This window comes from Actinopolymorpha sp. NPDC004070 (assembly GCF_040610475.1).
Classification (GTDB): domain Bacteria; phylum Actinomycetota; class Actinomycetes; order Propionibacteriales; family Actinopolymorphaceae; genus Actinopolymorpha.
The window spans coordinates 149,699-173,100 of the sequence record NZ_JBEXMJ010000010.1 but is presented as its reverse complement, the minus strand read 5'-3'; the positions used below and the strand labels follow the sequence as shown (position 1 = coordinate 173,100).

Below are 23,402 nucleotides of genomic sequence, written 5' to 3'. Positions count from 1 at the left end.
AGGCAGAGTTCGACCGACGACACGCGACGGTGCTTCTGGACAAGGACGGCTCGCCGGTCGACGCAGTGGTGGCACTGACCGACGCGGGAGCCCGGTGACCGGGTACCAACCAAGGGGGGAGTGATGACCGATCCGTGGGGTGCGTCTGCGGACATGGTGGGCCGCCTGCAGGAACAACTTGCCAGGGCGCGTCAGGCGTCCGCCCCGGACGACCCGGACGCCGCCTCCGCCCCTGCCGGGACGGGTGAGGTGCTGGACGGACGGCTGCGGGTCACGCTGACCGCCGGCAGGGTGAGTGCCGTGCACCTCGATCCGCGCGCGCTGAGGTTGCCGAGCGAGGACCTCGCGGCCGCGATCCAGGAGGCGGTCAACGCGGCCATCGACGCGCACAACGAGCAGGCGACCGCCGGCCTGCCCGGAGTGCCGCCGCTGGCCGAACTCAGCCGAACGCTGGACGAGGTGACCGACGCGTCCCGGCGGGCGATGGCGCAGTCCGCGCAGGCGATGCGGGAAGCGCTCGCGGGCGTCCAGCGAGTCTCCGAACTCCACCGGCGACGCCCCGCGGGCTGAACTGCCCCGCGCGGGCTCCAGCCCAGGACCGAGCACCCACGGGATAGTGGTTCGAGATCCTTCCGCGGAAGAATGCCGGACCAGGAACGCGCGAAGGGGCGTGAATTCTTCAGCGGAAGAATTCACGCCCCTCGGCTTCGTCAGCGGTGGGCGTACCGAGCGCGGCCTCAGACCTCTTCGCGCTGGTCGCGGCGGAAGATCTTCGAACCCAGCCAGACCAGCGGGTCGTACTTGCGGTCGACGACGCGTTCCTTCATCGGGATGATCGCGTTGTCGGTGATCTTGATGTGCTCGGGGCAGACCTCGGTGCAGCACTTGGTGATGTTGCACATGCTCAGGCCGGCGGCCGACTGGGCCAGCTTGCGCCGATCGTTGGTGTCCAGCGGGTGCATGTCGAGTTCGGCGTACCGCAGGAAGAACCTCGGCCCCGCGAACGCCGGCTTGTTCTCCTCGTGGTCACGCACCACGTGGCAGGTGTCCTGGCACAGGAAGCACTCGATGCACTTGCGGAACTCCTGGCCCCGCTCCACGTCGACCTGCGCCATCCGCCGCTTGCCGTCGGCGTCCGGAGCGGTCGGCGCGAACGCCGGGACCTCCTTGGCCTTCTCGTAGTTGAACGAGACGTCGGTCACCAGGTCCTTGATCACCGGGAACGTCCGCAGGGGCGTCACCGTGATCGTCTCGGACTGGTCGTACTCCGACAGCCGGGTCATGCACATCAGCTTCGGCCGGCCGTTGATCTCCGCGCTGCACGAGCCGCACTTGCCGGCCTTGCAGTTCCACCGGACGGCGAGGTCACCGGCCTGGGTTGCCTGGACCCGGTGGATCGCGTCGAGGACGACCTCGCCCTCCTCGACCTCGACGGTGAAGTCGGCCAGGGCGCCACCGTCGACGTCGCCGCGCCACAACCGCATGGACAGGTTGTATCCCATCACTTCTCCTCGAAGAGCGCCTTGAGCTCGGCCGGCATCTGCGGAAGGGGCTGGATCGCGAGTTCGACCGAGTCGTCGTGCCGCCGCAGCACGATGTTCTTCGTGCCCCAGTCCTGGTCCGTCATCGGGTAGTCGTCGCGGGTGTGCCCGCCGCGGCTCTCGGTCCGGGTCAGCGCCGCCTTCGCGATGCACTCCGACACCCAGAGCATGTTCTGCAGGTCGATCGCGAGGTGCCAGCCCGGGTTGTACTGGCGGTTGCCCTCCACCGTGAGGTGGCGGGCACGTTCGGCCAGCTTCTCGATCTCGCCGAGCGCCTGCTCCAGCTCGTCCGCGGTGCGGATGATGCCGACCAGGTTGTGCATGACCTCCTGCAGGTCCTTCTGGACGGTGTAGGGGTTCTCGCCGCCCTCCTCCGCGAACGGCGCCAGCGCCGCGTCGGCCGCCGCCTGCACGGCGTCCTCGTCGACGGTGACCGGCGCGTCCTGGGTGCGCGCGGCGTAGTAGGCGGCGTTCAGGCCCGCCCGGCGGCCGAACACCAGCAGGTCCGACAGCGAGTTGCCGCCGAGCCGGTTGGAGCCGTGCATGCCGCCCGCGACCTCACCCGCGGCGTACAGCCCGGGCACGATCGAAACGGCGGTGTCCGGGTCGACCTCCACGCCACCCATCACGTAGTGGCAGGTGGGCCCGATCTCCATCGGCTCCTTGGTGATGTCGACGTCGGCCAGCTCCTTGAACTGGTGGTACATCGACGGCAGCCGCCGCATGATGTAGTCCGGGTCGCGCCGGGAGGCGATGTCGAGGTAGATCCCGCCGTGCGGGGTGCCGCGGCCGGCCTTCACCTCGGAGTTGATGGCCCGGGCCACCTCGTCGCGGGGGAGCAGCTCAGGTGGGCGCCGGTTGTTCTTCTTGTCGGTGTACCACCGGTCGGCCTCCTCGATGGAGTCGGCCGTCTCCGCCTTGAAGAAGTCCGGGATGTAGTCGAACATGAACCGCCGGCCCTCGGAGTTCTTCAGCACTCCGCCGTCACCGCGTACCGACTCCGTGACCAGGATCCCGCGCACCGACGGCGGCCACACCATCCCCGTCGGGTGGAACTGCACGAACTCCATGTTGATCAGGCTCGCGCCCGCCCGCACCGCCAGCGCGTGCCCGTCGCCGGTGTACTCCCAGGAGTTCGACGTCACCTTGAACGACTTGCCGATGCCGCCGGTCGCCAGCACGACCGAGGGCGCCTCGAACGTGATCAGCCGGCCGCTCTCGCGCCAGTAGCCGAAGGCGCCGGCCACCCGGTCGCCGTCCTTGAGGATCTCGGTGATCGTGCACTCCATGAACACGTCGATCCCGAGGGCGACAGCGCGCTGCTGCAGGGTGCGGATCATCTCCAGGCCGGTGCGGTCACCGACGTGGGCGAGCCGGGCGTAGCGGTGGCCGCCGAAGTCGCGCTGGGAGATCAGCCCGTCGTTCGTACGGTCGAACAGCGCGCCCCACTCCTCCAGTTCGAGCACCCGGTCGGGCGCCTCCTGGGCGTGCAGCTGGGCCATCCGCCAGTTGTTCAGCATCTTCCCGCCACGCATGGTGTCGCGGAAGTGCACCTTCCAGTTGTCCTCCGGCCAGGCGTTGCCCATGGCCGCGGCGATCCCGCCCTCGGCCATCACCGTGTGCGCCTTGCCGAGCAGGGACTTGCAGACGATGGCCGTACGGGCGCCCGCGTCGTGGGCGGCGATCGCGGCCCGCAGACCCGCGCCGCCTGCGCCGACCACCACCACGTCGTAGGAGTGCCGCTCGCCTGTGTTGCGGGGTTCGACTGTGCTCATGCGATGTACCTCGGTCTCCTCAGAAGAACCGGACGTCGGTGATCGCACCGGTCGCCAGCAGGTAGACGTAGAAGTCCGCCACCGCGACCGAGATCAGCGAGGCCCAGGCGAAACGTGCGTGGTGGCCGTTCAGCTTCGACACGAACGTCCAGAAGCGGTAGCGCACCGGGTGCTTGGAGAAGTTGCGCAGCCGGCCGCCGGTGATGTGCCGGCAGGAGTGGCACGACAGCGTGTAGAGCCAGATCAGCACCACGTTGACCAGCAGGATCAGGGTGCCGAGGCCCATGTGGCCCCACTCGTGCTGCGGGTTGCGGAACGCGATCACCGCGTCGTAGGTGAGGATCAGGCCGATCAGGAACGCCGCGTAGAAGAACCAGCGGTGGACGTTCTGCAGGATCAGCGGGAACCGCCGCTCACCGGTGTACTTCTTGTGCGGCTCGGGCACCGCGCACGCGGCCGGCGACAGCCAGAAGGCGCGGTAGTAGGCCTTCCGGTAGTAGTAGCAGGTGAGCCGGAAGCCCAGCGGGAAGACCAGGATGACCAGGGCCGGTGAGAACCACGCCGGCAGGAAGCCGATCGGCTGGCCGAAGTCGCTGGCTCCCGATACGCAGTGGGTGCTCAGGCAGGGCGAGTAGAACGGCGAGAGGTACGGCGAGGCGTAGTAGTCGGCGCCGGAGAACGCGCGCCAGGTGGAGTACACGACGAACGCCGTGAACACCGCGAAGGTCACCGCCGGATAGATCCACCAGCGGTCCTGGCGCAGCGTTCCCTTGCCGATGTCCGCGCGTTCGGGACCCAACACTCCCGTTGCCATCTCAGCCCAAATCCTCTCGCGTGCCGGTCCGGCCGCCGGCGAGGCGTCTTCCGGGTGTGCTGCCCGGGCACGAACGCCGACGGTGCGGGTGGGGAGAGTCTGCCGCACGCGTGGCGACCGTGATCGCCCAGGTCGTCACCCCCGGTCAGGAGGAACGCCGTGAGCCGATGTGACGGACGCCACCCGTGAGTCAGCTTCGTCTGGCATGGTGCACCCTTCCGGCAGCACATAGTGGGCGGTGGGGCCAGGTCGGAATGTGTGATCGGCCACACTCCGGCTCCGAGGGTTGCCCGCACGCTGCGTACGTCCTCCGAACGCATGGCGAAAAGCGGCCAGGCCGGGCGTTCGGCCAGTGCCTGACAGGTAGTGTCCGGTCACCTTCTGCCACCGAGCCGGACCCGGGTGTGCCCGGGGTCCCCGGAGGTGGCCCGGACGTGAGCCGCGGAGCTGCCGCCATGACGAGGACGTCACCCTCCCGAAACCAGCCCTCCCGAGTCCAGCCGTCCCGAGTCCACCCGTCCCGACGCGCCTTTCTGGCGGGCGGGCTCGCCGCCGGGGCCGCGGGCGCCTTCCTCGCCGCCCCCTCGCCGGCGTACGCCGGCGAGACGGAGGGGATCTCCTGGCCGGCGCGGCGGGAGTTGCCGGCGTTCACCCGGCCGAGCCACCTGGACGCGCTGATGATGGCCGGCGACACCGCCGAGGACGTGAAGTTGCTGGTCACCACGTTGCAGGGGCTGGTGAACCGCGAGCGGCCCCGCATCTACGTCGTCGTGGGCAAACCCAGCGAGGGCGCGGACACCTGGCTGAAGGACACCCACGTCCCGTACACCACGTTCACCGACCCCTGGCAGGTGCTCGACCGGCACCTGCACCGGGCGAAGGGGATCGTCGTCTACGACCCGGAGGTGGTGGAGACCGTCAACGTGGCCACCACGATCGGCGCGCTGCGGGGCGGGGTGATCGCCAGCCCCGATCTCGCCGGCAAGCTGACCGCCGCGCCGTACGACCTGCCCGTGCTGGACGACCTGCGCGGCCGGTTCGATTCGAACCTGGCGGCCACCACCTGGGCGTTCGAGCACCTGTGGCCGCGGACCAGCCACCGGGTGCTGTTCGGCGTCAACCCCGGCCAGAGTGTCCCGATCCCGCCGGACAACTGGAAGGACTTCCAGGAGGTCGTACGCGAGGACCGGCCGATCCGCGACTCCTCCAACCGCGCCGTGCACGACCTGGACCTGTCGGCGTTCCTCGGCGGCGAGGCCGTCTACCTGCGGTTCACCGACTCCCAGCCGGCCGACGGGTGGGGTCCCGCGGTGCACCGGCTCACCGTCCGGGCCGACGGCACGGTGGTCGCCGACCTCACCGTAGGCACAGACGCGGAGCGGGCGGCGCTGTTCGACAAGGGCGGCTCGACCGTCAAGCCGCAGTCGGAGGGCACCGACGCGCACCGGTTCGCCGACGGGACGAACTACTTCGTCTACCGGCTGCCCGTGCCGGACGGCACCTCGAAGCTGGTCGTCTCGGTCGACATGTGGAACCAGTACCTCGTCTTCGCATCCAAGACCGCGCCCGCCGTCTCCTCCGACGACCGCCGCCCGGCCTCCCAGCAGTTGCGCGACTACGCGGTGGCCACCCAGGCGATGCCGTTCTGGCTGGCGTCCAACGACAGCCCGGAGGAGACCACGCTGATGGAGCGGATCTTCGCCGCGGTCGACATGGGTACGCCGTACCTCGGCTGGTTCACCGACGAGTTCAACGGCGTGCGGCTCGCGTCCCGGCACGGCGTCTACGTGCTGGCCGCGGACTTCCTGGAGAACGCCTCGGTGTTCGGCGGAGTGCGCGCGCCCATCCGGCCGCAGCGGGTGCCGGCCGCGCCGAAGCCGGCGAAGAAGGTCTACCTCACGTTCACCTTCAGCGAGGGCGACAACCTGCAGTACGACCAGCACCGGATGCGGCAGCTGTGGGACCACCCCGACCGCGGGAAGGTGCCGCTGAACTGGTCGGTCAGCCCGCTCCTCGCCGACGTCGCCCCGGTGATGATGAGCCACTACCTGACGACCGCGACCGCGGCGGACACGCTGGTCGCCGGGCCGAGCGGTCCGGGCTACTTCTTCCCGTCTCTGTGGCCGGAGAAGGAGCTGCCGAAGTTCCTCGCCGCCACCCGGTCCTACCTCGACCGGCCCGGACTGGACGTGATGTACGCGCTGGACGACCGGCCGGCGCTGACCGAGGCCTCCGCCGCGGCGTACAACGACAACCTCGACCTGCTCGGCGTCTTCTACAACATGTGGTTCGTACGCAGCGACACCACCGTGATGGACGGCGACCTGCCGGTGTCGACCCAGCTTGCCATCGGCGACCGCGCGGTGATGCGGGACCGGATCCTGGCCAACGCGGAGGACTTCGACGGCAGCGCGCCCGTGTTCGTCGCGGTGGGCGTACCGGCCTGGGACCTCACCCCGGGCGACATCGTCTGGATCGTCGACCAGGTGCGGGCGAAGCTCGGGGACGACGTCGCCGCCGTACGCGGCGACCACTACTTCACGCTGCTCCGGCAGGCGAAGGGGCTGGCGGGCTGACGAAACCGTGGCGCCCGGCCGGCGGAACGCTTCTGCCGGCCGGGTCTCGCGGCTCGGCTCAGCCGAGCGCCTCGCGCAGGAAGTCCAGCTCCAGCAGCAGGAGGTTCTCCGCCACGACCTCCTGCGGCGTCATGTGCGTGACGCCGATCAGCGGCAGCACCGTGTGCCGCTTGCCGGCCGCGAGCAGCGCGGACGACAGCCGCAGCGTGTGCGCGGCCACGACGTTGTCGTCGGCCAGGCCGTGGATGAGCAGCAGCGGCCGCGCCAGCCCGGCGGCGGAGTCGAGCAGGCTGTTGCGGGCGTAGACGTCGGGCTGCTCGTCGGGGTGGCCGAGGTAGCGCTCGGTGTAGCAGGTGTCGTACAGCCGCCAGTCGGTGACGGGGGCGCCCGCGACCGCGGCGTGGAAGACGTCCGGTCGGGCGATCACCGCCAGCGCGGACAGGTAGCCGCCGTAGGACCAGCCCCGCATCGCCACCCGGCCCGGGTCGACGTCGTCGGGGTAGCGCCGGGCGATCTCCTCGACCACCTCCACCTGGTCGTCGAGGGTGCTCACGAAGTCGTTCAGCACCTGGCGTTCCCAGGCCGGCCCGCGGTTGGGTGTGCCGCGCCCGTCCGCGACGACGACGCAGAACCCCTGGTCGGCGAGCCACTGGCTGGCGAGGAACGCCGCCCGCGCCGAGCGCACCCGCTGCGCGTGCGGTCCGCCGTACGGGTCCAGCAGCAGGGGCAGCCGGCGGGAGCCCGGCGTGTGGTCGCGGGGGAAGAGCACGGCGGTACGAAGCTCGCGGGGACCCAGGCGCAGCAGCGTGACGTCGGGGGTGAACGGCGGCTTCTCCTGCCGGGACCCGATCCGTCCGGCCTCGGCGCCACCGCGCAGGACCCGGACGACCGCCCCGTCGTGGTCCAGCGACTGCGACACCAGCAGCACCGTGCCGCCGGCCGCCCGGCCCAGGTGCACGCCCGGCTCGCGCGTGAGCGGCGTGACCGTGCCGTCGAGACCGACCCGGAGCACGTGCTGCTCGGTGGGTTCGGTGGTGGCCGAGACCAGGACACCGTCGGCGTCGAGGTCGAGGACGGCGCCCACCTGCAGGCCGGCCGGCGTCACCGGCTCACCGTCGAACGCGAGCTGCCGGGTCTCGCCGGTGTCCACCGTGGTGAGCAGCCGCCCGTCGGGCAGCCAGCGGGGCGTACCGGAGACGATCTCCACCCAGGCCGGGTCGCTGTCCTCGCGGATGGCGGTGGTCGCCCCGGTGGCCAGGTCGGCGGTCAGCACCTGCGCGGACTTCTGGTCGCGGCTGAGCACCCGCAGCAGGGGTGGGCCGTACGACGTCCAGCTCACGTCGACGAGGTAGGGGTACGCGTCGGCGTCCCAGCGGATCTCGCGGCGCTCACCGGCGAGGTCGACCAGCCACAGCGAGACGTCGGCGTTGCCGGTGCCGGCGGCGGGGTAGCGCACCGGGACCGGCGGCTGGTCCGGCTGGGCAGGGTTGGCGATGTGCCACTGCGGGACCGGCGCCTCGTCGTAGCGTTCGGCCAGCAGCGACGTGCCGTCCGGCGCCCACCAGTAGCCGCGCACGCGGTCCATCTCCTCGGCCGCGACGAACTCCGCCACGCCCCAGGAGACCGTCGTCTCGCCAGGTTCCGGGCCGACCAGCACGCGTTCCTCCGGCGTCTCGCCGGAGGCCTGGGTGTCCACCAGCCGCAGGCCGGCGTTGGAGGCGTACGCGACGTAGCGCCCGGTCGGGTCCGGGCGCGGGTCGACCACCGGCGCCACCGACGGGAGCTCGCGGACCCGGCCGCTGTCGAGGTCGGCCAGCCACAGCCGGGACGACAGCGCGAACGCGGCGTGCCTCACGTCCCGGTCGCAGGCGTACCCGACGATGCCCGCGGCGCCCTCCCGGGAACGCTCGCGGCGGGCGCGTTCGGCCGGGGAGAGGTTCTCCTGGCCGTCGGTGAGCAGGGTCGCGGGGTCGGCGACCCGGTGCTCGGTGCCGGAGGCGACGTCGTAGGTCCACAGCTCGATGCCCCGGTCGGTGCCCGAAGGTGCGCGCAGGAACACGACGCGGTTTCCGTCCGGCGCGATCGTGAACGTACGCGGCGCGCCCAGGGTGAAGCGGAGGGTACGGGCGTTCAGCCGGGGATAGGTCGGGGCGGAGGTGGCGCCCGCGGACTCGGCGGGTCGCGGCTGCGGTGTGGTCACGAAGGTCGATCCTGGCATGCCCGACCCCTGCGGTGTTGGGGGAGCCGGTCCGTATGGTTGGCCTATGGCAGACCGCAGAATCCTGCTCGTGCACGCGCATCCGGACGACGAGACCATCGGCAACGGCGTGACGATGGCGAAGTACGCCGCCGAGGGTGCGCAGGTCACCCTCGTCACCTGCACCAGGGGCGAGGAGGGGGAGGTACTCGTCCCCGAGCTCGCCCACCTGGCCGCCGACCGCGACGACACCCTCGGAGACCACCGGGAGAAGGAAATGGCCGCGGCCATGGCCGAGCTCGGTGTCACCGACCACCGCTGGCTCGGCGGCGTCGGCCGCTACCGCGACTCCGGCATGATCGGGACCCCCGCCAACGAGCGGCCCGAGTGTTTCTGGCGGGCCGACCTGTGCGAGGCGTCCGACCACCTGGTGGCGGTGATCCGCGAGGTTCGTCCGCAGGTGCTGGTCACCTACGACGAGTTCGGCGGGTACGGCCACCCCGACCACATCCAGGCCCACCGGGTGGCGACCTACGCACACTTCCTGGCCGGTGCGCCGTCGTACCGCCGCGACCTCGGCGACGCGTGGAGCATCCCGAAGGTCTACTGGGGTGCGATGCCGGAGTCGATGATGCGCGAGGGGCTGCGCCGGCTGCGCGACATGGGCGAGACGGCGTTCGAGGGCATGGACCCCGACGGCGAGCTGCCGCGGACGTTCGTCCCCGACGAGCTGATCTCGGCTCGCATCGACGGCAACCACCACGTCGAGCGCAAGCTGGCGGCGATGCGGGCGCACGCCACCCAGATCGCGGTCGACGGGCCGTTCTTCGCGCTGTCCAACAACCTCGGCAACCAGGTCTGGGGCACCGAGTGCTACCGCCTGGTGCACGGCCGCCCGGGCCCGGCCGACCCGGCCACCGGCCAGGAGAACGACCTGTTCGCCGGGGTGGCCTGATCGTTCCGGGAGACGCGTAGGCTCCCGGCGTGGCAGCACTTTCGCGGGTGGCCGGACTGGCCGCCGCCGCGGTCCTCGGCCTGGTGGCCGGGACCTGTGGCGTCGCCGCCTCCCGGGCGAGCCTCACCGTGCTCGGGGTCCGGCTGCCCTACGGCATCGTGCTCGCGCTCGTGGTGGCCGCCCTGCTGTTCGCCCAGTGCAGGTACCTCCTCGGCAAGGGCGGCGGGGTGGCCGCCGCCCTCGGCTGGGTCGCGCCGGTCGCGGCCGCGCTGTGGCCCCGGCCGGAGGGCGACGTGGTGCTCGCCGGTGACTGGTACGGCCTGGGATTCGTACTTGTCGGCCTCTTCCTGGTGGGCTGGCAGGTGCTGCGCCGGGGCGACCGCCGCGCCGGGGACGCCCGGGCCGGCGGGCCGCGTGCCGCGGGGACCGGTGGTTCGACGAGAAGAGGGGACCGTGACCGCTGACCATCAGCCCGCCGACCAGGACCGTGTCGGCGACCGGCCGGACGACCGGGCGCTCGCGCCCGTCGGCGAGGCCGAGTACCGCTCCACGATGGCCAGGTTCGCCACCGGGGTGACGGTCGTCACCACCTGCCTGGACGGAGTGGACCACGCGATGACCGCCAGCGCGTTCACCTCCGTCTCGCTCTCCCCGCCGCTGGTACTGGTCTGTGTCGAGAAGATCGCGAGGTTCCACCCGGCGGTGCTGGCCGCCGGCACGTGGGCCGTGTCCGTGCTGACCTTCGACGCCCACGAGGTGGCCTCCCGGCTGGCGCGCCGCGGCCGCCCGCTGCAGGGCCAGCTCGACGGGATACCGGTGCACCGCGGGCTCACCGGAGCGGCCCTCCTCTCGGCCGCCGCGGCCTGGCTGGAGTGCCGCACCGTCGCCGTGCACGACGGCGGCGACCACTCGATCGTGGTCGGTGAGGTCGTCGGCGCCGACGCCCCGGCCGACCCGGCACCGGCGCTCGTCTACTACGCCGGCGGCTATCACGCCGTCGGGGCCCGGACCGACCCCGAGCTCCAGGTCTGAAACCGGCGCGCGGAGCCGGACACCCGGACACATCGCGGGAAGCCGCACGCCCGGCCGGGTGTCACCGCCTGCACGCCATATGGCCTGAACGCCGTACAAAATCACGCATCCCGGGCAACCGGCACAACGACACGCGGACCGGAAACGCGCCGGGTCCGGTCCCGCCGGAGCGGGGCCACAGCCTCTACCCTTGGCGGAATTGTCACCAGGGGCCCGCCTGCGCGGGCTCGGCCATGCACCACAGCAACGCGGAGGAGCCGTGCGAGACCCGGGCGAACCCGGTCAGCCGACGCCTGAGCCGACCCAGTACCCCTCGGCGCAGCCCGATGCCGAGTCCGGTACGGAGTCCGGCACGGAGTCCGGCACGGAGTCGACACCGAGCCGCGGACGCGTCGTCGTCCTGGCGGCGGTAGGCGTCCTCGTCGTGCTCCTGGGCGGCTACGCCCTGCTCGCGGTCACCCTCGGCGGCAGCGTCCCGCGCGGCACCTCGGTCGGTGATGTCGACGTCAGCGGGCTCACCCGCGACCAGGCCGGTCAGCGGCTGCGGACCCGCCTGCTCCCGAGGGCGGACCACTCGTTCCGGGTTGCCGTGCGGGACAAGACGTACACCCTCACTCCCGCCGAGGCCGGGCTCTCCCTCGACGTGCCCGCGACCGTGGACGCCGTCTACGTCCCCCGCACCCTCAACCCGGTCGAGGTCTCCAGGGCGCTCCGGGGCGGCGGCGACGTCGCGCCCGTGCTCACCGTCGACCACGCCAGGCTGGACGCCGCGGTCGCCCGGCTCGCCAAGCAGGTCCGCAAGGCCGGGAGCCCGGGCGGCATCACGTTCGCCGGCGGCACGGCGAAGGCCGCCGAACCGGTGGTCGGATACCGGCTGGACACCGCGGGGTCGGCCGGCCGCATCGAGCAGGAGTTCCTGCGTACGGACGCGCCGATCGACCTGCCGGTCGCGGAGCAGAAGCCCAAGGTGGGACGGGCGGAGGTACGCCGCGCCATGCGGGAGTTCGCCACCCCCGCGATGTCCGGGCCGGTCAAGGTGCGCGTCAACGACAAGTCGTTCGACGTCTCACCGGCCGAGGTCGGCGCCGCGCTGACGATGGTGCCGGGCCAGTCCGGCCGGCTGACGCCCAGGCTCGACGCGACGGTGCTCGAACGCAGGGTCGCCGACCGGCTGAAGGGCATGCAGATCGAGCCGAAGGACGCCTCGGTACGGATCTTCAACGGCCGCCCGACCGTCGTGCCCGCCACGCAGGGCCAGGCCGTCCCGCCGGCCAACCTCGCGCGCGCCGTGGTGGCCGCGCTGCCGAAGACCGGGGCGGAACGGGTCGCGACCGTCCGGACCGAGCCGACCGACCCGAAGTTCACCACCAAGGCCGCCCAGGGCCTCGGGGTGAAGCAGGTAGTCGGTGAGTTCACGACGTACTACCCGCACGCCGCCTACCGCAACACCAACATCGGCCGGGCCGGCGAGCTGATCAACAACCGGCTCATCAAGCCCGGCGAGACCTTCAGCCTGAACGGCATCGTCGGCGAGCGCACCGAGGCCAACGGCTTCGCCAAGGGGTTCGTGATCGTGGGCGGCCGGCTGCGCGAGGACCTCGGCGGCGGTGTCTCGCAGGTGGCCACCACGACGTACAACGCCGCCTTCTTCGCCGGGATGCAGGACGTCGAGCACCGCCCGCACGCCTTCTACATCGACCGCTACCCCGTGGGCCGCGAGGCCACCGTCTACTGGGGCTACCTCGACCTGAAGTGGCGCAACGACACCCCGTACGGCGTGCTCGTGCAGGCGGTCCACAAGCGGAGCTCGCCCGGCAAGAAGGGCAGCATCACCGTCCGGCTGTGGAGCACGAAGTACTGGACGGTCAAGGGCGAGACCTCGAAGCGCTACAACTTCCGCGAGCCGAAGATCATCTTCGACGACAAGGACGGCTGCGTCCCGCAGGACGGCGTGCGCGGGTTCGACGTGGACGTGATCCGCAAGCTCTACCGCGGCAGCACGCTGGAGAAGACCGAGAAGGACCGCGTGCGCTACAGCCCCGAGGACCGGGTCACCTGCGGCCCCTCGCCGACGCCTCCGCCGTCCACCAAGACGCCGACCCCGAAGCCGCCGCCCGACGGCAACTGACGCGGGCGGCGGCCGGGCCGGCCTGCCGCCGGTCGGCCGGGGCTACTCGCTCGGGCCGTAGTAGCGGTACTGGTGGTCCAGCCGGAAGCCGAGCCGGTCGTACAACGCGAGCGCGCCGGTGTTGTCGGCGGCCACCTGGAGGTACACCCAGGTCGCGCCCAGGTCGCGGCCCCACGTGCCGAGCGCGGCCAGGACGGCACGGCCGAGGCCGCGGCGCCGGTACGCCGGCAGGATCTCGACCGCGCTGAGGCCGAGCCACCGGCCGGTCACCACGCCGCGGCCGATCCCCACCAGCCCGTCCCCGGCCCCGTCGGAGTCGTCCACCGCGTTGGCGGTGAGCCGGGCGAGAGCGACGTGGTCGCCGCCGCCGACGACCTTCCGGGCGGCCGGGCCCGATCGGCCGTACAGGTCCAGCCACGCCTGGTCCGGTTCGCCGCCGAGGCCGACCTTCACCGCCGGTGCGCCGCTACGGGAGAGCACCTCGGCCAACGGCGCGACGCGTACGTCGGTGGTGTCGAAGCCGCGTTTGCCGCTGGCCCGCGGCCGCCAGCCCCGGGCGACCAGCTCGGTCTCCAGCGGCGTACCCACCACCACCTGGATCCGGGACGGGAGGCCGGCGGCGGCGTAGAACCCGGCCACCCGGGCCAGCGCGTCGTCCAGGGAGCAGCCCGGGTCGCCCGCGGGCACGACCGAGTTGGCCCGGCTGGTGAAGCCGTCCGCCGCCTGCAGCAGCCACCCGCCGAGCCGCTCGGTCACGGTCGCGGGCCAGCCCCACGCGGCGACCAGCGCCAGTGCCGCCCCGCTCTCCGGCGCGTCCCCGGCCGGGTCGGCGGGATCAGCAGGATCGGGGTGATCAGCCGGATCAGCCACTTCAGCGTCCGGCGGGCCGCGCCGCGGACGGCGTGCAGGCGCGGCCGGAACCGGCTTCCCCGCCACCACGTCGTCCTCGGCCACCTCGACGAGCTCGCCGTCGCGGCGCCGCAGGGACAGCCGTCCGCCGGCCCACGACTCGAGCACGCCGAGGACGTCGCCGTAGACCGTACGGCCGTGCTCGACGCCGAGCCGGCGGCGGACGACGACCCGGTGGCCGACGTCGGAGGGGGAGAGTGGCACCGTAAATGGACCCTTCGTTGTCACCGGTTGTACCGACCTGGCGATACTAGGAGGGTCAGTTCGACAGAGGAGGAACCCGGTGACCTACGTCATCGCACAGCCGTGTGTGGACCTGAAGGACAGGGCGTGTGTGGACGAATGCCCCGTCGACTGCATCTACGAGGGCAAGCGCATGCTCTACATCCACCCGGACGAGTGTGTCGACTGCGGTGCGTGTGAGCCGGTCTGCCCGGTCGAGGCGATCTTCTACGAGGACGATGTGCCCGACCAGTGGAAGGATTACTACGCGGCGAACGTCGACTTCTTCGACGATCTCGGCTCGCCTGGCGGCGCCGCCAAGACCGGGGTGATCGAGAAGGACCACCCGCTCGTCGCGGCCCTGCCGCCGCAGAACACCGAGGAGTGACATCCGCGGGGGCTCCGCCAGGTGCGGTGGGGCCCCCGACGAGGCGAGCGAGAGGGGCACCGTGCGAAGTCCGCTCCCGGACTTTCCCTGGGATCGACTGATTCCCGACAAAGAACGCGCCGCCGCCCATCAGGACGGCATCGTCGACCTTTCCGTCGGCACTCCCGTCGACCCCACCCCGGAGGTCGTCCGCGCCGCCCTGTGCGACGCCGCCGACGCTCCGGGCTATCCGCAGACCTACGGCACGCCCAGGCTCCGGGAGGCCGCGGTCGGCTACCTGGAACGCCGGTTCGGCCTGTCCGGCCTCGACCCGGACGCCGTGCTCCCGACCGTGGGCTCGAAGGAGTTCGTCGCCTGGCTGCCGACCATGCTCGGCCTGGGTCCCGGCGACGTGGTGGTGATCCCGGAGACGGCCTACCCGACGTACGCCGTGGGTGCCCAGATCGCCGGTTGCACCGTCGTTCCGGCCGACTCGACGTTCGCGTTGGGGCCGGAGCAGGTCAAACTCGTGTGGCTCAACTCACCTTCCAACCCCACCGGCCGCATCCTGCCCGCCGCTCACCTGGCCAAGGTCGTCGCCTGGGCGCGGGAGCGGAACGTGCTCGTCGCCTCCGACGAGTGCTACGCGGAGTTCGGCTGGGACGAGCATCCGGTGTCGGTCCTCGACCCGGAGGTGTGCGGCGGCAGCCACGACAACCTGCTGGCCGTCCACTCGCTGTCCAAGCGGTCCAATCTCGCCGGCTACCGCGCGGGCTTCGTCACCGGCGATTCCGCTTGTGTGCAAGAGCTTCTGGCCGTACGGAAGCACGCCGGGATGATGGTGCCGGCCCCTGTCCAGGCGGCGATGATCGCGGCCCTGTCCGACGACACCCACGTCGACGAGCAGCGGGCGAGGTACGCCGCCAGGCGTGAGGTCCTGCGCGAGGCGTTCACCGCTGCGGGGTTCGAGGTCGACCACTCCGAGGGGTCGTTGTACCTCTGGGCCACGCGTGGGGAGCCCTGCATGGACACCGTACGGTGGTGTGCGGAACTGGGCATTCTGGTCACCCCCGGTGATTTCTACGGAACGGCGGGTGCCCGGCATGTCCGGGTAGCGTTCACCGCGACTGACGAAAGGGTCACCGCCGCGGCGAGCCGTCTGCGGGGCACGCGCGATCGCGGGTGACCCGAGGTTTACCGATCTCCCCACAATCCTGGGGAGTGACCTGACAGCAAATGCGGAGGATGCCGACACGCGAGCCCGGCCGACCGGCGAAGGCTCGCAAGTCGTGGAGATGTGGGACGGGCGTCGTTCGTTGGGACGACAGTTGAGACTGGGCGGCTTCGGCCGTCCCGTCGGGACGGTACGACCCGACTCCCTCCACGGCCGGTGTCGTCCCGCGCCGGGCCGAAACAGGGCAGGACGGAGGACACGAGCGTGACCGACCAACAATTCACGCTGAAGCACGCGAACGGTGAGGTCGAACTCCCGGTCGTGGCCGCGAGCGAAGGTGCTTCGGGCGTGGACATCTCGGCGCTGCTGAAGCAGACCGGGCATGTCACTCTCGACCCGGGTTATGTGAACACGGGTGCCTGCACGTCGGCCATCACCTACATCGACGGCGATGCCGGGATTCTGCGGTACCGCGGCTACCCGATCGCCGAGCTCGCCGAGAAGAGCAACTTCCTGGAGGTGTCGTACCTCCTGATCTACGGCGAACTCCCCACGCAGGCGCAGTACGACGACTTCGCCGAGAACGTCCGCCGGCACACCCTGCTGGACGAGGACCTCAAGCGGTTCTTCGACGGCTTCCCCCGCGACGCGCACCCGATGCCGGTCCTGTCCTCGGCCGTGAGCGCGCTGTCGACCTTCTACCAGGACAACCTCGACCCGGCGGACGCCGAGTCGGTGGAGATCTCCACCGTCCGCCTGCTGGCCAAGCTGCCGACCATCGCGGCGTACGCGTACAAGAAGACCGTCGGGCAGCCGTTCCTGTACCCCGACAACTCCCTCGGCTACATCGAGAACTTCCTCCGGATGACCTTCGGGCTGCCGGCCGAGCCGTACGAGGTCGACCCCGCAGTGGCCGAGGCGCTCGACCTGCTGTTCATCCTGCACGCCGACCACGAGCAGAACTGCTCCACCTCGACCGTGCGGCTGGTGGGTTCCAGCCAGGCCAACCTGTTCGCCTCGATCTCCTCCGGCATCCACGCGCTGTCCGGCCCGCGGCACGGCGGCGCCAACTCCGCCGTCCTGTCGATGCTGGAGCAGATCGTCGCCGAGGGCGGTGACGTCGCCAACTTCGTCGAGCGGGTGAAGAGCCGGGAGAAGGGCGTCCGGCTGATGGGCTTCGGGCACCGGGTCTACAAGAACTACGACCCGCGTGCGGCGATCGTGAAGAAGACCGCCGACGACGTGCTGGACCGGCTCGGCAAGTCCGACCAGCTGCTGGACATCGCCAAGCAGCTGGAGGACGTCGCGCTCAATGACGACTACTTCGTCGAGCGCAAGCTCTACCCGAACGTCGACTTCTACACCGGCCTGATCTACCGCGCCATGGGCTTCCCCACCCAGATGTTCACGGTGCTGTTCGCCCTCGGCCGACTGCCCGGCTGGATCGCCCAGTGGCGGGAGATGGTCGTCGACCCGGCGAACAAGATCGGCCGCCCCCGGCAGGTCTACACCGGCGAGCGCGAGCGGTCCTTCGTCGGGATGGAGCAGCGGTAGCCGAGTCGGTCCACCTGCTGGTCACGACCAACGACTGAGCCGCGGTCAGGCGTCGGTCCGGTCCGGAGCCCGTTCCTCGGGTGACGGCGGGACCGGCGCCTGCGTGTTGGTGGGACCACCCGCCCGCGCGGCCGCCTGGTCCGGGGTCACCGTGACCGGGGCGGGCCCGGCGGGGCGCCGGCGCAGGATGCCCAGCCACAGCACGCCGAGCGCCACCAGCAGGACGAACCCCACGGCACAGGTCACGGCGTACAGCTGGATCTGCACCGCGGACGGCCGGGGGATGAACCCCAGCGAGAGAAGCCGCGGCTCCCAGGTGGTGCCGGTGATGAGCAGGGTGAAGACGATCGCCACGCTGCGCAGGGAGTCCCACAGCGCGTGCAGCAGGCCCACGCCGAGCAGTGTGAAGAGGATGCCCGAGGTCGGCCGCAGGCGACGGCCGCGGGTGGCGGCGAAGATCGTCCCGCCCAGCAGGGCGGTCCACAGCGCCTGGCCGACGGGCCCGACCGGGCCGCGGAGCAGTTCGGTCTCCACCACGGCCCGCAGGGACAGTCCGCTCACGTTCAGCAGCGCCTGCAGGCCGTAACCGGCCGTCTCGCAGGCGCCGAAGCCGAACCCCACCACGGCGCCGAGCACCAGGCCCGACCGCATCGTCCGCGTGGGCAGCCGCCGGGCGAGGTACAGCAGCACCAGGGTCTTGACGATTTCCTCACCGAGCGCCACCCCGACGTACTCGAAGGCGGACGGCGCCCGGAAGTAGCCGGCCAGGAGGGACGCGCAGAGCAGGCCGAGTACGCCGCTGAGGAGGTACGCCCGGACCAGCAGGGGAAGGTCGAGACCGGGCACGGGCCGGCGTTCGTGCACCCACCGGGCATAGGCGAGCGGCCCCAGGAAAGCGCCCAGCACCACCATGACGGGCAGCAACGGCGTGTCCCCGCCGGCGAGGGTGACGACGGCGGCAACCAGCCACAGGGCCAGGATGACCAGCAGGAGCCGGCCCCAGGCGTACGACGTCAGCCCGCGCCGCTGGCCCGGGGGCCGGCCGGGGAGTGCGGGGAGCGACGCAGGCGCGGTGCCGCCCCTGGGTTCGGCAGGTCCGGCAGGTCCGGCGGGTTCGGCGGGCTCGGCGGCTTTGGTGGTGCCGGTGGACTCGACCGTGCCGGTGGGCTCGTCGGTACCGGATGGCTCGTCCGGCCCGGCCTGGCGCGGTGCCTGCCCGGTGACGTCGCTCATGGTGAGGTCTTCTCCACCGGGCCCGCCATCTATGCCTCGCCCGGCACCGCCCGGCACTACCTCGCCCGAGGCCGGCCGAAGTGCCGAGAGTGCGGACTTCGGGCCGGCTGGGTACAACCATGTCCAGGTCCGCTACCCAGGGAGGCGACCGATGTCCGGCAATCCGGGCAGTCCGGGCCCCGACGTCGTGGAGGAAGGTCCGGGGTCCCGACGGCCCGGACCGGCCGGACGGTCCACGACCGGCTCCTCGAGCCAGGCCCGGCCGTCCCGTAAGGCGCCCCGACCCGGCGTGGAGACGTGGGCCCACCTGGCCGCGCTCGGCGGCTGGACGCTGGTCTTCGGTGTGCTGGTGCTGGCCTGGCCGCGGCTCCCGGTGGTGGAGTTCCAGACCCTCGTCGGCGGCTGGTTCTTCGCCGTGGGCACCACCCGGCTGGCCACGACGATGCTGGTGGCCGGCCGGGCCCGGCTGTCGGGCGAGACGGTGTACTCCGCGCTGCTCGGCGTACTCCTCGTCGTGTCCTCGGCCCTGTGCCTGCGCGGCCTGGTGACGACCGTTGTCCTGCTCGTGGTCCTGGTGGCGCTCCACTGGCTGCTGAGCGGCTTCGGCGAGCTCATGGCCGCGCTGGCCGGCCCGCCCGGCGGTCGCGGCTGGCAGTTCGTCGCCGGGCTGGTCGCGGTGGGCGAGGGGCTGGCGTTCCTGTTGCTGCCGGACCTGTCGCTGTCGACGGTGGTGCCGATGACCGCCGTGAGCTCGCTCGGGGCGGCCGGGGTGCAGGTCGTGGCGGCGTTCGCGATGCGGCCGGTCTCAGCCCCGGTATCAGCGCGGTGACCCCACGACGATGCGGACCCGGGTGGGTGCGGCTGCCCGGTCGGTGCGCCACCCGTCCTTGGAGCGGTCCGCGGCCCACGTGCGACCGGCGTAGGAGACCGACGCGATCCCGAACCGCTTGGCGTAGGCCACCGACCACTGCGCGACCGACCAGCCGAACCTGCCTTCGCCGGTGCGGACCGGTACGTCGAGGACCAACGCGGCGGTGTCGTTGACCGAGAGGCCGTCGCCGCCCCGCCCGACGGTCGCACCGGTGACCCGCCCCCGCTCGCTGCCGTACGCCTTGGCGAGCTCGGCGGACAGGTCGGCGGTGGTGGTCGGCCCGCGCTGCTCGGGCGGTGAGAACTCACACGAGAACGCGGCCGGCGTCTGGCCGGTCAGGGCGGAGGCCAGCACCCGGGCGCTGGACTCGTGCTGGGAGTAGGCGCTGCCGTCGGCCGACAGTTGGACCCGTTGCGCGGCCACCGCGATGTCCATGGAGGTGTAACCGGGCACCTTGGCCAGGGCGGAGTAGAACCGGCCGGTGGCGTAGTAGGGGTCCTGGATCTGTTGGACCGTGCCCCAGCCCTGGCTCGGCCGCTGCTGGAACAGGCCCACCGAGTCCAGGTGCCCGTAGTCGATGTTGCGCAGGCCGGACTCCTGGTAGGCGGTGGCCAGCGCGATGCTCGCCGCCCGCGGCGGAAGGCCCCGGCGCACCGACACCGCGGAGATCAGCGCGGCGTTCTGCGCCTCCTCCAGCGGGAGCTCGGTCCGGATGCCGTTGGCGGTGGCGTGGCACGCCTCCACCAGCGGCTGCCGGAAGAGGAACTCCGAGGCCAGCATCGCGCCGGCGACCACCAGCCCACAGGCGATCGCCACGATGGCGGCGATCCTGGCGACCCGCTTCCCCCCGGACGCGGGCATCAGTCGTTGGCGTGCAACGCGGCGTTGAGCTCGACCCCTCCGGTGGTACGAGGGATGGCCTCGAGCGCTCCGGAAATGCTGTTGCGCCAGAAGAGCAGGCCCGGCGTGCCGGACAGCTCCCGCGCCTTGACGATCTCGCCGTCGGGCATCTTCACCTTGGAGTTGGTGGTGACGTAGCAGCCGGCCTCGACCACGCAGTCGTCCCCGAGGGAGATGGCGACGCCGGCGTTCGCGCCCACCAGGCACCGCTTGCCGATGGAGACGACCTCGGTGCCGCCGCCGGACAGCGTGCCCATGATGGACGCGCCGCCGCCGATGTCGGAGCCGTCCTCGACGACCACGCCGGCCGAGATGCGGCCCTCGACCATGGAGGCGCCGAGCGTGCCGGCGTTGTAGTTGACGAAGCCCTCGTGCATCACCGTCGTGCCCTCGGCCAGGTGGGCTCCGAGGCGTACCCGGTCGGCGTCGGCGATCCGCACTCCGGTCGGCAGCACGTAGTCGACCATCCGGGGGAATTTGTCCACGCCGTACACCGTGACCGCGCGCCCGCCGGCCCGCAGCCGCATCCGGGTCTGCTCGAAGTCGTCCACCGCGCAGGGGCCGGCGCTGGTCCAGACCACGTTGGTGAGTACGCCGAAGATGCCGTCCAGGTTGGCCTCGCGCGGGCGGACCAGCCGGTGGGACAGCAGGTGCAGGCGCAGATAGGCGTCGGCCGCGTCCGCGGGTGGTGAGTCCAGGTCGCGGAGCACGGTGCGGACGACGGTCGTGCGGACGCGCCGCGCGTCGTCCTCGCCCTCCAGCGCCGAGAGCTCGGCCGGTGGCTGGTCGTCACCGGGCCCCGGCGCGCCCAGAGCGGGCGTGGGGTACCAGGTGTCGAGGACCTTGCCGTCGTGGGTCGTCGTCGCGATTCCGAAGCCCCAGGCACCAGGTGTGTTGGTCATGTGGTTCAGCCTGCCAGAGCCGGGCAAGCGGGCGAGCCCGGGTCCGGCAAGTGCCGGACGGCTGGATTCGGGCACTTTCGTCGTACGACGGCACCAGTTGTGCACCACCTCGCCGGACGATCGGCGCCGCTCCTGGCAGACTGCGGGCCATGCCGAGCCTGGATCTCCACACCGACGTCGTGAGCCTCACCCGCGCCCTGGTCGACGTCGAGTCCGTGAGCGGGAACGAACGCACGCTCGCCGACGCGGTGGAGGCGGCGCTGTCCGGTCTGCCCCACCTGGAGACGAGGCGGTACGGCAACACCGTGGTCGCCCGGACCTCGCTGTCCCGGCCGGATCGCGTCGTGGTCGCAGGTCACCTGGACACCGTTCCGGAGGCAGCCAACCTCCCGTCGCGGCTGGTCGAGGACCGCGTCTACGGCCTCGGTGCCTGCGACATGAAGGGCGGCGTCGCGGTGGCGCTGCGGCTGGCCGCCACGGTCACCGAGCCGGTGCGCGACGTGACGTACGTCTTCTACGACTGCGAGGAGATCGAGGCGGAGAAGAACGGCCTCGGCCGGCTGGCGCGCACCCACCCGGAGGAGCTGGCCGCCGACTTCGCCGTGCTGATGGAGCCCTCCAGCGCGCAGGTGGAGGGCGGCTGCCAGGGCACGCTGCGGGCCGAGATCGTGCTGACGGGCAAGCGGTCGCACAGCGCGCGGGCGTGGATGGGCGCCAACGCCATCCACGCGGCCGCCCCGGTACTCACCCGGCTGGCCGAGTACAAACCGCGCCACGTCCCGGTCGACGGCCTCGTCTACCGCGAGGGGCTGAACGCCGTCGGGATCACCGGTGGCGTCGCCGGCAACGTGATCCCCGACGACTGCCGCGTCACCGTCAACTACCGCTTCGCGCCGGACCGTACGGAGGCGGAGGCGTTCGCCCACGTGCAGGAGACGTTCGCGGGGTACGTCGTCGAGCTGCGCGACTCCGCCCCGGCGGCGGCGCCGGGGCTGGACCGGCCGTCGGCCGCCGCCTTCGTCGAGGCGCTGGGGGTGGAGCCGCACCCGAAGTTCGGCTGGACCGACGTGGCGAGGTTCGCCGAGCTCGGCGTACCCGCCGTCAACTACGGCCCGGGGGAGTCCGCGCTCGCGCACACCCGCGACGAGTATGTCCGGGTCTCCGAGCTGCACTCCTGCGAGGACCGCATGGGAGCCTGGCTTCGCGGGTGATTTCCCTGGGATCAACCCGGCTGTCGGCCGGGCCGGTTACCCTTCGGTCCCATGTGGCCAGATCAGGACGACCCGTCCACCTCCGCGTCATCGGCGTCATCGGTCCGTACGCCCGACGACCCGGCGCCGGCCGGGAGCGCGCCGGCCCCGGAGAGGCGCACCCCGGAGAAGCAGCGGGGCCGGGTCGTCACGCGGCGTACGCAGGTGGAGACCAGCACCACCGACCAGCGGCTGCTGGACACCCGCGGCCCCTCCGACTGGGTGCACACCGACCCCTGGCGGGTGCTGCGGATCCAGTCGGAGTTCGTCGAGGGCTTCGGCATGCTCGCCGAGCTCGGTTCGGCCATCAGCGTCTTCGGCAGCGCACGCACGCGCGTGGAGGATCCGATGTACGCCATGGCCGAGCGGGTGGGCCGCGGCCTGGCCGAGGCCGGTTACGCCGTCATCACCGGCGGCGGGCCGGGAGTGATGGAGGCCGCCAACAAGGGCGCCAGCCAGGCCGGCGGGGTCTCGGTCGGCCTGGGCATCGAGCTGCCTTTCGAGCAGGGCATGAACCCCTGGGTCGACGTCGGCATCAACTTCCGCTACTTCTTCGTCCGCAAGACGATGTTCGTGAAGTACGCCCAGGGTTTCGTGGTGCTGCCGGGCGGGTTCGGCACCTTCGACGAGCTGTTCGAGGCGCTGACGCTCATCCAGACGCGGAAAGTCACGTCGTTCCCGCTGGTGCTGATCGGTACGTCGTACTGGTCGGGGCTGCTGAACTGGCTGCGTGACACCGTGCTCGCCGACGGCAAGATCAAGCCGGCCGACCTGGAGATGCTGCACCTCACCGATGACGCCGACGAGGCGGTCGAGTTCGTCGTCCAGGCCTCGCGGAGGCCGGTCGTGGACACGGGGAACGGCAGCGGCGCGCTGCAGGTCGCAGGCGGCAACGGTGGGACGGGCGGCAACGGCGCGGGCGGTGGGAACGGCGGGAGCGCGGGAAACGGCGGCGGGAACGGCGGGCCGGTCCCGCCCGACTGACCGGCGGTCCGCCCGGTC

The 23,402-nt window shown here is 71.7% G+C and carries 20 protein-coding genes; 12 read left to right on the top strand and 8 right to left on the bottom strand.

What is annotated here, in order from left to right; translation table 11 throughout:
- The first annotated feature begins 123 nt into the window (after positions 1–123).
- The gene (locus ABZV93_RS19385; RefSeq protein WP_354937801.1) at positions 124–570 is read left to right on the top strand and encodes a YbaB/EbfC family nucleoid-associated protein; all 447 of its coding nucleotides are present in this window, start codon (positions 124–126) and stop codon (positions 568–570) included.
- 167 nt (positions 571–737) lie between these two features.
- Here ABZV93_RS19385 and ABZV93_RS19380 read toward each other — a convergent pair whose 3' ends face one another.
- The 3 genes from ABZV93_RS19380 to ABZV93_RS19370 are packed head-to-tail and all read right to left on the bottom strand — an operon-like array spanning position 738 to position 4,130.
- Positions 738–1,502, bottom strand: a complete 765-nt coding sequence (locus ABZV93_RS19380) for a succinate dehydrogenase/fumarate reductase iron-sulfur subunit (RefSeq protein WP_354937798.1) — start codon at positions 1,500–1,502, stop codon at positions 738–740.
- On the bottom strand, positions 1,502–3,316 hold the full coding sequence (locus ABZV93_RS19375; protein ID WP_354937795.1) for a fumarate reductase/succinate dehydrogenase flavoprotein subunit: 1,815 nt from the start codon (positions 3,314–3,316) through the stop codon (positions 1,502–1,504). Before ABZV93_RS19375 ends, ABZV93_RS19380 begins: the two co-directional genes overlap by 1 nt.
- Before the next feature lie 19 nt (positions 3,317–3,335).
- Positions 3,336–4,130 carry a hypothetical protein gene (locus ABZV93_RS19370; protein ID WP_354937792.1) on the bottom strand — a complete coding sequence of 265 codons (795 nt, stop codon included), beginning with the start codon at positions 4,128–4,130 and terminating at the stop codon, positions 3,336–3,338.
- A 455-nt stretch (positions 4,131–4,585) separates the two neighbouring features.
- Here ABZV93_RS19370 and ABZV93_RS19365 point away from each other — a divergent pair, with 455 nt between their 5' ends.
- A complete protein-coding gene (locus ABZV93_RS19365; protein WP_354937789.1) occupies positions 4,586–6,706 on the top strand; it encodes a GxGYxYP domain-containing protein in 2,121 nt (706 codons plus the stop codon).
- A gap of 58 nt (positions 6,707–6,764) precedes the next feature.
- Here ABZV93_RS19365 and ABZV93_RS19360 read toward each other — a convergent pair whose 3' ends face one another.
- Positions 6,765–8,906, bottom strand: a complete 2,142-nt coding sequence (locus tag ABZV93_RS19360) for a prolyl oligopeptidase family serine peptidase (RefSeq protein WP_354937786.1) — start codon at positions 8,904–8,906, stop codon at positions 6,765–6,767.
- Between the two features lie 64 nt (positions 8,907–8,970).
- Here ABZV93_RS19360 and mshB point away from each other — a divergent pair, with 64 nt between their 5' ends.
- The 4 genes from mshB to ABZV93_RS19340 all read left to right on the top strand — a co-directional run bounded on the left by mshB (position 8,971) and on the right by ABZV93_RS19340 (position 13,018).
- The gene (gene mshB, locus ABZV93_RS19355; RefSeq protein ID WP_354937784.1) at positions 8,971–9,858 is read left to right on the top strand and encodes an N-acetyl-1-D-myo-inositol-2-amino-2-deoxy-alpha-D-glucopyranoside deacetylase; all 888 of its coding nucleotides are present in this window, start codon (positions 8,971–8,973) and stop codon (positions 9,856–9,858) included.
- 29 nt (positions 9,859–9,887) lie between these two features.
- A complete protein-coding gene (locus ABZV93_RS19350; RefSeq protein ID WP_354937782.1) occupies positions 9,888–10,322 on the top strand; it encodes a hypothetical protein in 435 nt (144 codons plus the stop codon).
- The gene (locus ABZV93_RS19345) at positions 10,312–10,890 is read left to right on the top strand and encodes a flavin reductase family protein (RefSeq protein ID WP_354937779.1); all 579 of its coding nucleotides are present in this window, start codon (positions 10,312–10,314) and stop codon (positions 10,888–10,890) included. The genes ABZV93_RS19350 and ABZV93_RS19345 overlap by 11 nt, the downstream gene beginning before the upstream one ends.
- A gap of 259 nt (positions 10,891–11,149) precedes the next feature.
- Positions 11,150–13,018 (top strand): VanW family protein, encoded by a 1,869-nt coding sequence (locus ABZV93_RS19340; RefSeq protein ID WP_354937776.1) that lies wholly within the window; start codon positions 11,150–11,152, stop codon positions 13,016–13,018.
- Positions 13,019–13,060: 42 nt separating this feature from the next.
- Here the strand turns inward: ABZV93_RS19340 and ABZV93_RS19335 are convergent, their stop codons facing one another.
- The gene (locus ABZV93_RS19335) at positions 13,061–14,131 is read right to left on the bottom strand and encodes a GNAT family N-acetyltransferase (RefSeq protein ID WP_354937773.1); all 1,071 of its coding nucleotides are present in this window, start codon (positions 14,129–14,131) and stop codon (positions 13,061–13,063) included.
- A gap of 79 nt (positions 14,132–14,210) precedes the next feature.
- Between ABZV93_RS19335 and fdxA the strand changes: the two genes are divergently transcribed.
- The 3 genes from fdxA to ABZV93_RS19320 all read left to right on the top strand — a co-directional run bounded on the left by fdxA (position 14,211) and on the right by ABZV93_RS19320 (position 17,244).
- The gene (fdxA, locus tag ABZV93_RS19330; RefSeq protein ID WP_354937770.1) at positions 14,211–14,537 is read left to right on the top strand and encodes a ferredoxin; all 327 of its coding nucleotides are present in this window, start codon (positions 14,211–14,213) and stop codon (positions 14,535–14,537) included.
- A 61-nt stretch (positions 14,538–14,598) separates the two neighbouring features.
- Entirely contained in the window at positions 14,599–15,702 is a 1,104-nt protein-coding gene (gene dapC, locus ABZV93_RS19325; protein WP_354937767.1) for a succinyldiaminopimelate transaminase, read from the top strand.
- Between the two features lie 252 nt (positions 15,703–15,954).
- Positions 15,955–17,244, top strand: a complete 1,290-nt coding sequence (locus ABZV93_RS19320) for a citrate synthase (protein WP_354937764.1) — start codon at positions 15,955–15,957, stop codon at positions 17,242–17,244.
- Between the two features lie 45 nt (positions 17,245–17,289).
- On the opposite strand, the gene ABZV93_RS19315 is transcribed toward ABZV93_RS19320, so the two are convergent.
- The gene (locus ABZV93_RS19315; protein ID WP_354937761.1) at positions 17,290–18,477 is read right to left on the bottom strand and encodes a PrsW family glutamic-type intramembrane protease; all 1,188 of its coding nucleotides are present in this window, start codon (positions 18,475–18,477) and stop codon (positions 17,290–17,292) included.
- Positions 18,478–18,628: 151 nt separating this feature from the next.
- On the opposite strand from ABZV93_RS19315, the gene ABZV93_RS19310 reads away from it, so the two are divergent.
- A complete protein-coding gene (locus ABZV93_RS19310; RefSeq protein ID WP_354937758.1) occupies positions 18,629–19,306 on the top strand; it encodes a DUF308 domain-containing protein in 678 nt (225 codons plus the stop codon).
- Here the strand turns inward: ABZV93_RS19310 and ABZV93_RS19305 are convergent.
- Together ABZV93_RS19305 and dapD are read right to left on the bottom strand one after the other, a co-directional pair.
- Positions 19,295–20,209, bottom strand: a complete 915-nt coding sequence (locus ABZV93_RS19305; RefSeq protein WP_354937755.1) for a hypothetical protein — start codon at positions 20,207–20,209, stop codon at positions 19,295–19,297. The genes ABZV93_RS19310 and ABZV93_RS19305 overlap by 12 nt on opposite strands.
- Positions 20,209–21,150, bottom strand: coding sequence for a 2,3,4,5-tetrahydropyridine-2,6-dicarboxylate N-succinyltransferase (dapD, locus tag ABZV93_RS19300; RefSeq protein ID WP_354937752.1), 942 nt, complete (start codon positions 21,148–21,150; stop codon positions 20,209–20,211). Before dapD ends, ABZV93_RS19305 begins: the two co-directional genes overlap by 1 nt.
- A gap of 149 nt (positions 21,151–21,299) precedes the next feature.
- Here dapD and dapE point away from each other — a divergent pair, with 149 nt between their 5' ends.
- Entirely contained in the window at positions 21,300–22,361 is a 1,062-nt protein-coding gene (dapE, locus tag ABZV93_RS19295; protein WP_354937749.1) for a succinyl-diaminopimelate desuccinylase, read from the top strand.
- A 204-nt stretch (positions 22,362–22,565) separates the two neighbouring features.
- Positions 22,566–23,384 carry a TIGR00730 family Rossman fold protein gene (locus ABZV93_RS19290; RefSeq protein ID WP_354938193.1) on the top strand — a complete coding sequence of 273 codons (819 nt, stop codon included), beginning with the start codon at positions 22,566–22,568 and terminating at the stop codon, positions 23,382–23,384.
- Positions 23,385–23,402 lie beyond the last annotated feature (18 nt).

Coding starts and splice junctions, on each gene's coding strand:
- ABZV93_RS19375 (WP_354937795.1), bottom strand. CDS start 3,316: ATGAGCACAGTCGAACCCCGCAACACAGGCGAGCGGCACTCCTACGAC.
- ABZV93_RS19385 (WP_354937801.1), top strand. CDS start 124: ATGACCGATCCGTGGGGTGCGTCTGCGGACATGGTGGGCCGCCTGCAG.
- dapD (WP_354937752.1), bottom strand. CDS start 21,150: ATGACCAACACACCTGGTGCCTGGGGCTTCGGAATCGCGACGACGACC.
- dapE (WP_354937749.1), top strand. CDS start 21,300: ATGCCGAGCCTGGATCTCCACACCGACGTCGTGAGCCTCACCCGCGCC.
- ABZV93_RS19305 (WP_354937755.1), bottom strand. CDS start 20,209: ATGCCCGCGTCCGGGGGGAAGCGGGTCGCCAGGATCGCCGCCATCGTG.
- ABZV93_RS19365 (WP_354937789.1), top strand. CDS start 4,586: ATGACGAGGACGTCACCCTCCCGAAACCAGCCCTCCCGAGTCCAGCCG.
- mshB (WP_354937784.1), top strand. CDS start 8,971: ATGGCAGACCGCAGAATCCTGCTCGTGCACGCGCATCCGGACGACGAG.
- ABZV93_RS19370 (WP_354937792.1), bottom strand. CDS start 4,130: ATGGCAACGGGAGTGTTGGGTCCCGAACGCGCGGACATCGGCAAGGGA.
- ABZV93_RS19315 (WP_354937761.1), bottom strand. CDS start 18,477: ATGAGCGACGTCACCGGGCAGGCACCGCGCCAGGCCGGGCCGGACGAG.
- ABZV93_RS19310 (WP_354937758.1), top strand. CDS start 18,629: ATGTCCGGCAATCCGGGCAGTCCGGGCCCCGACGTCGTGGAGGAAGGT.
- ABZV93_RS19380 (WP_354937798.1), bottom strand. CDS start 1,502: ATGGGATACAACCTGTCCATGCGGTTGTGGCGCGGCGACGTCGACGGT.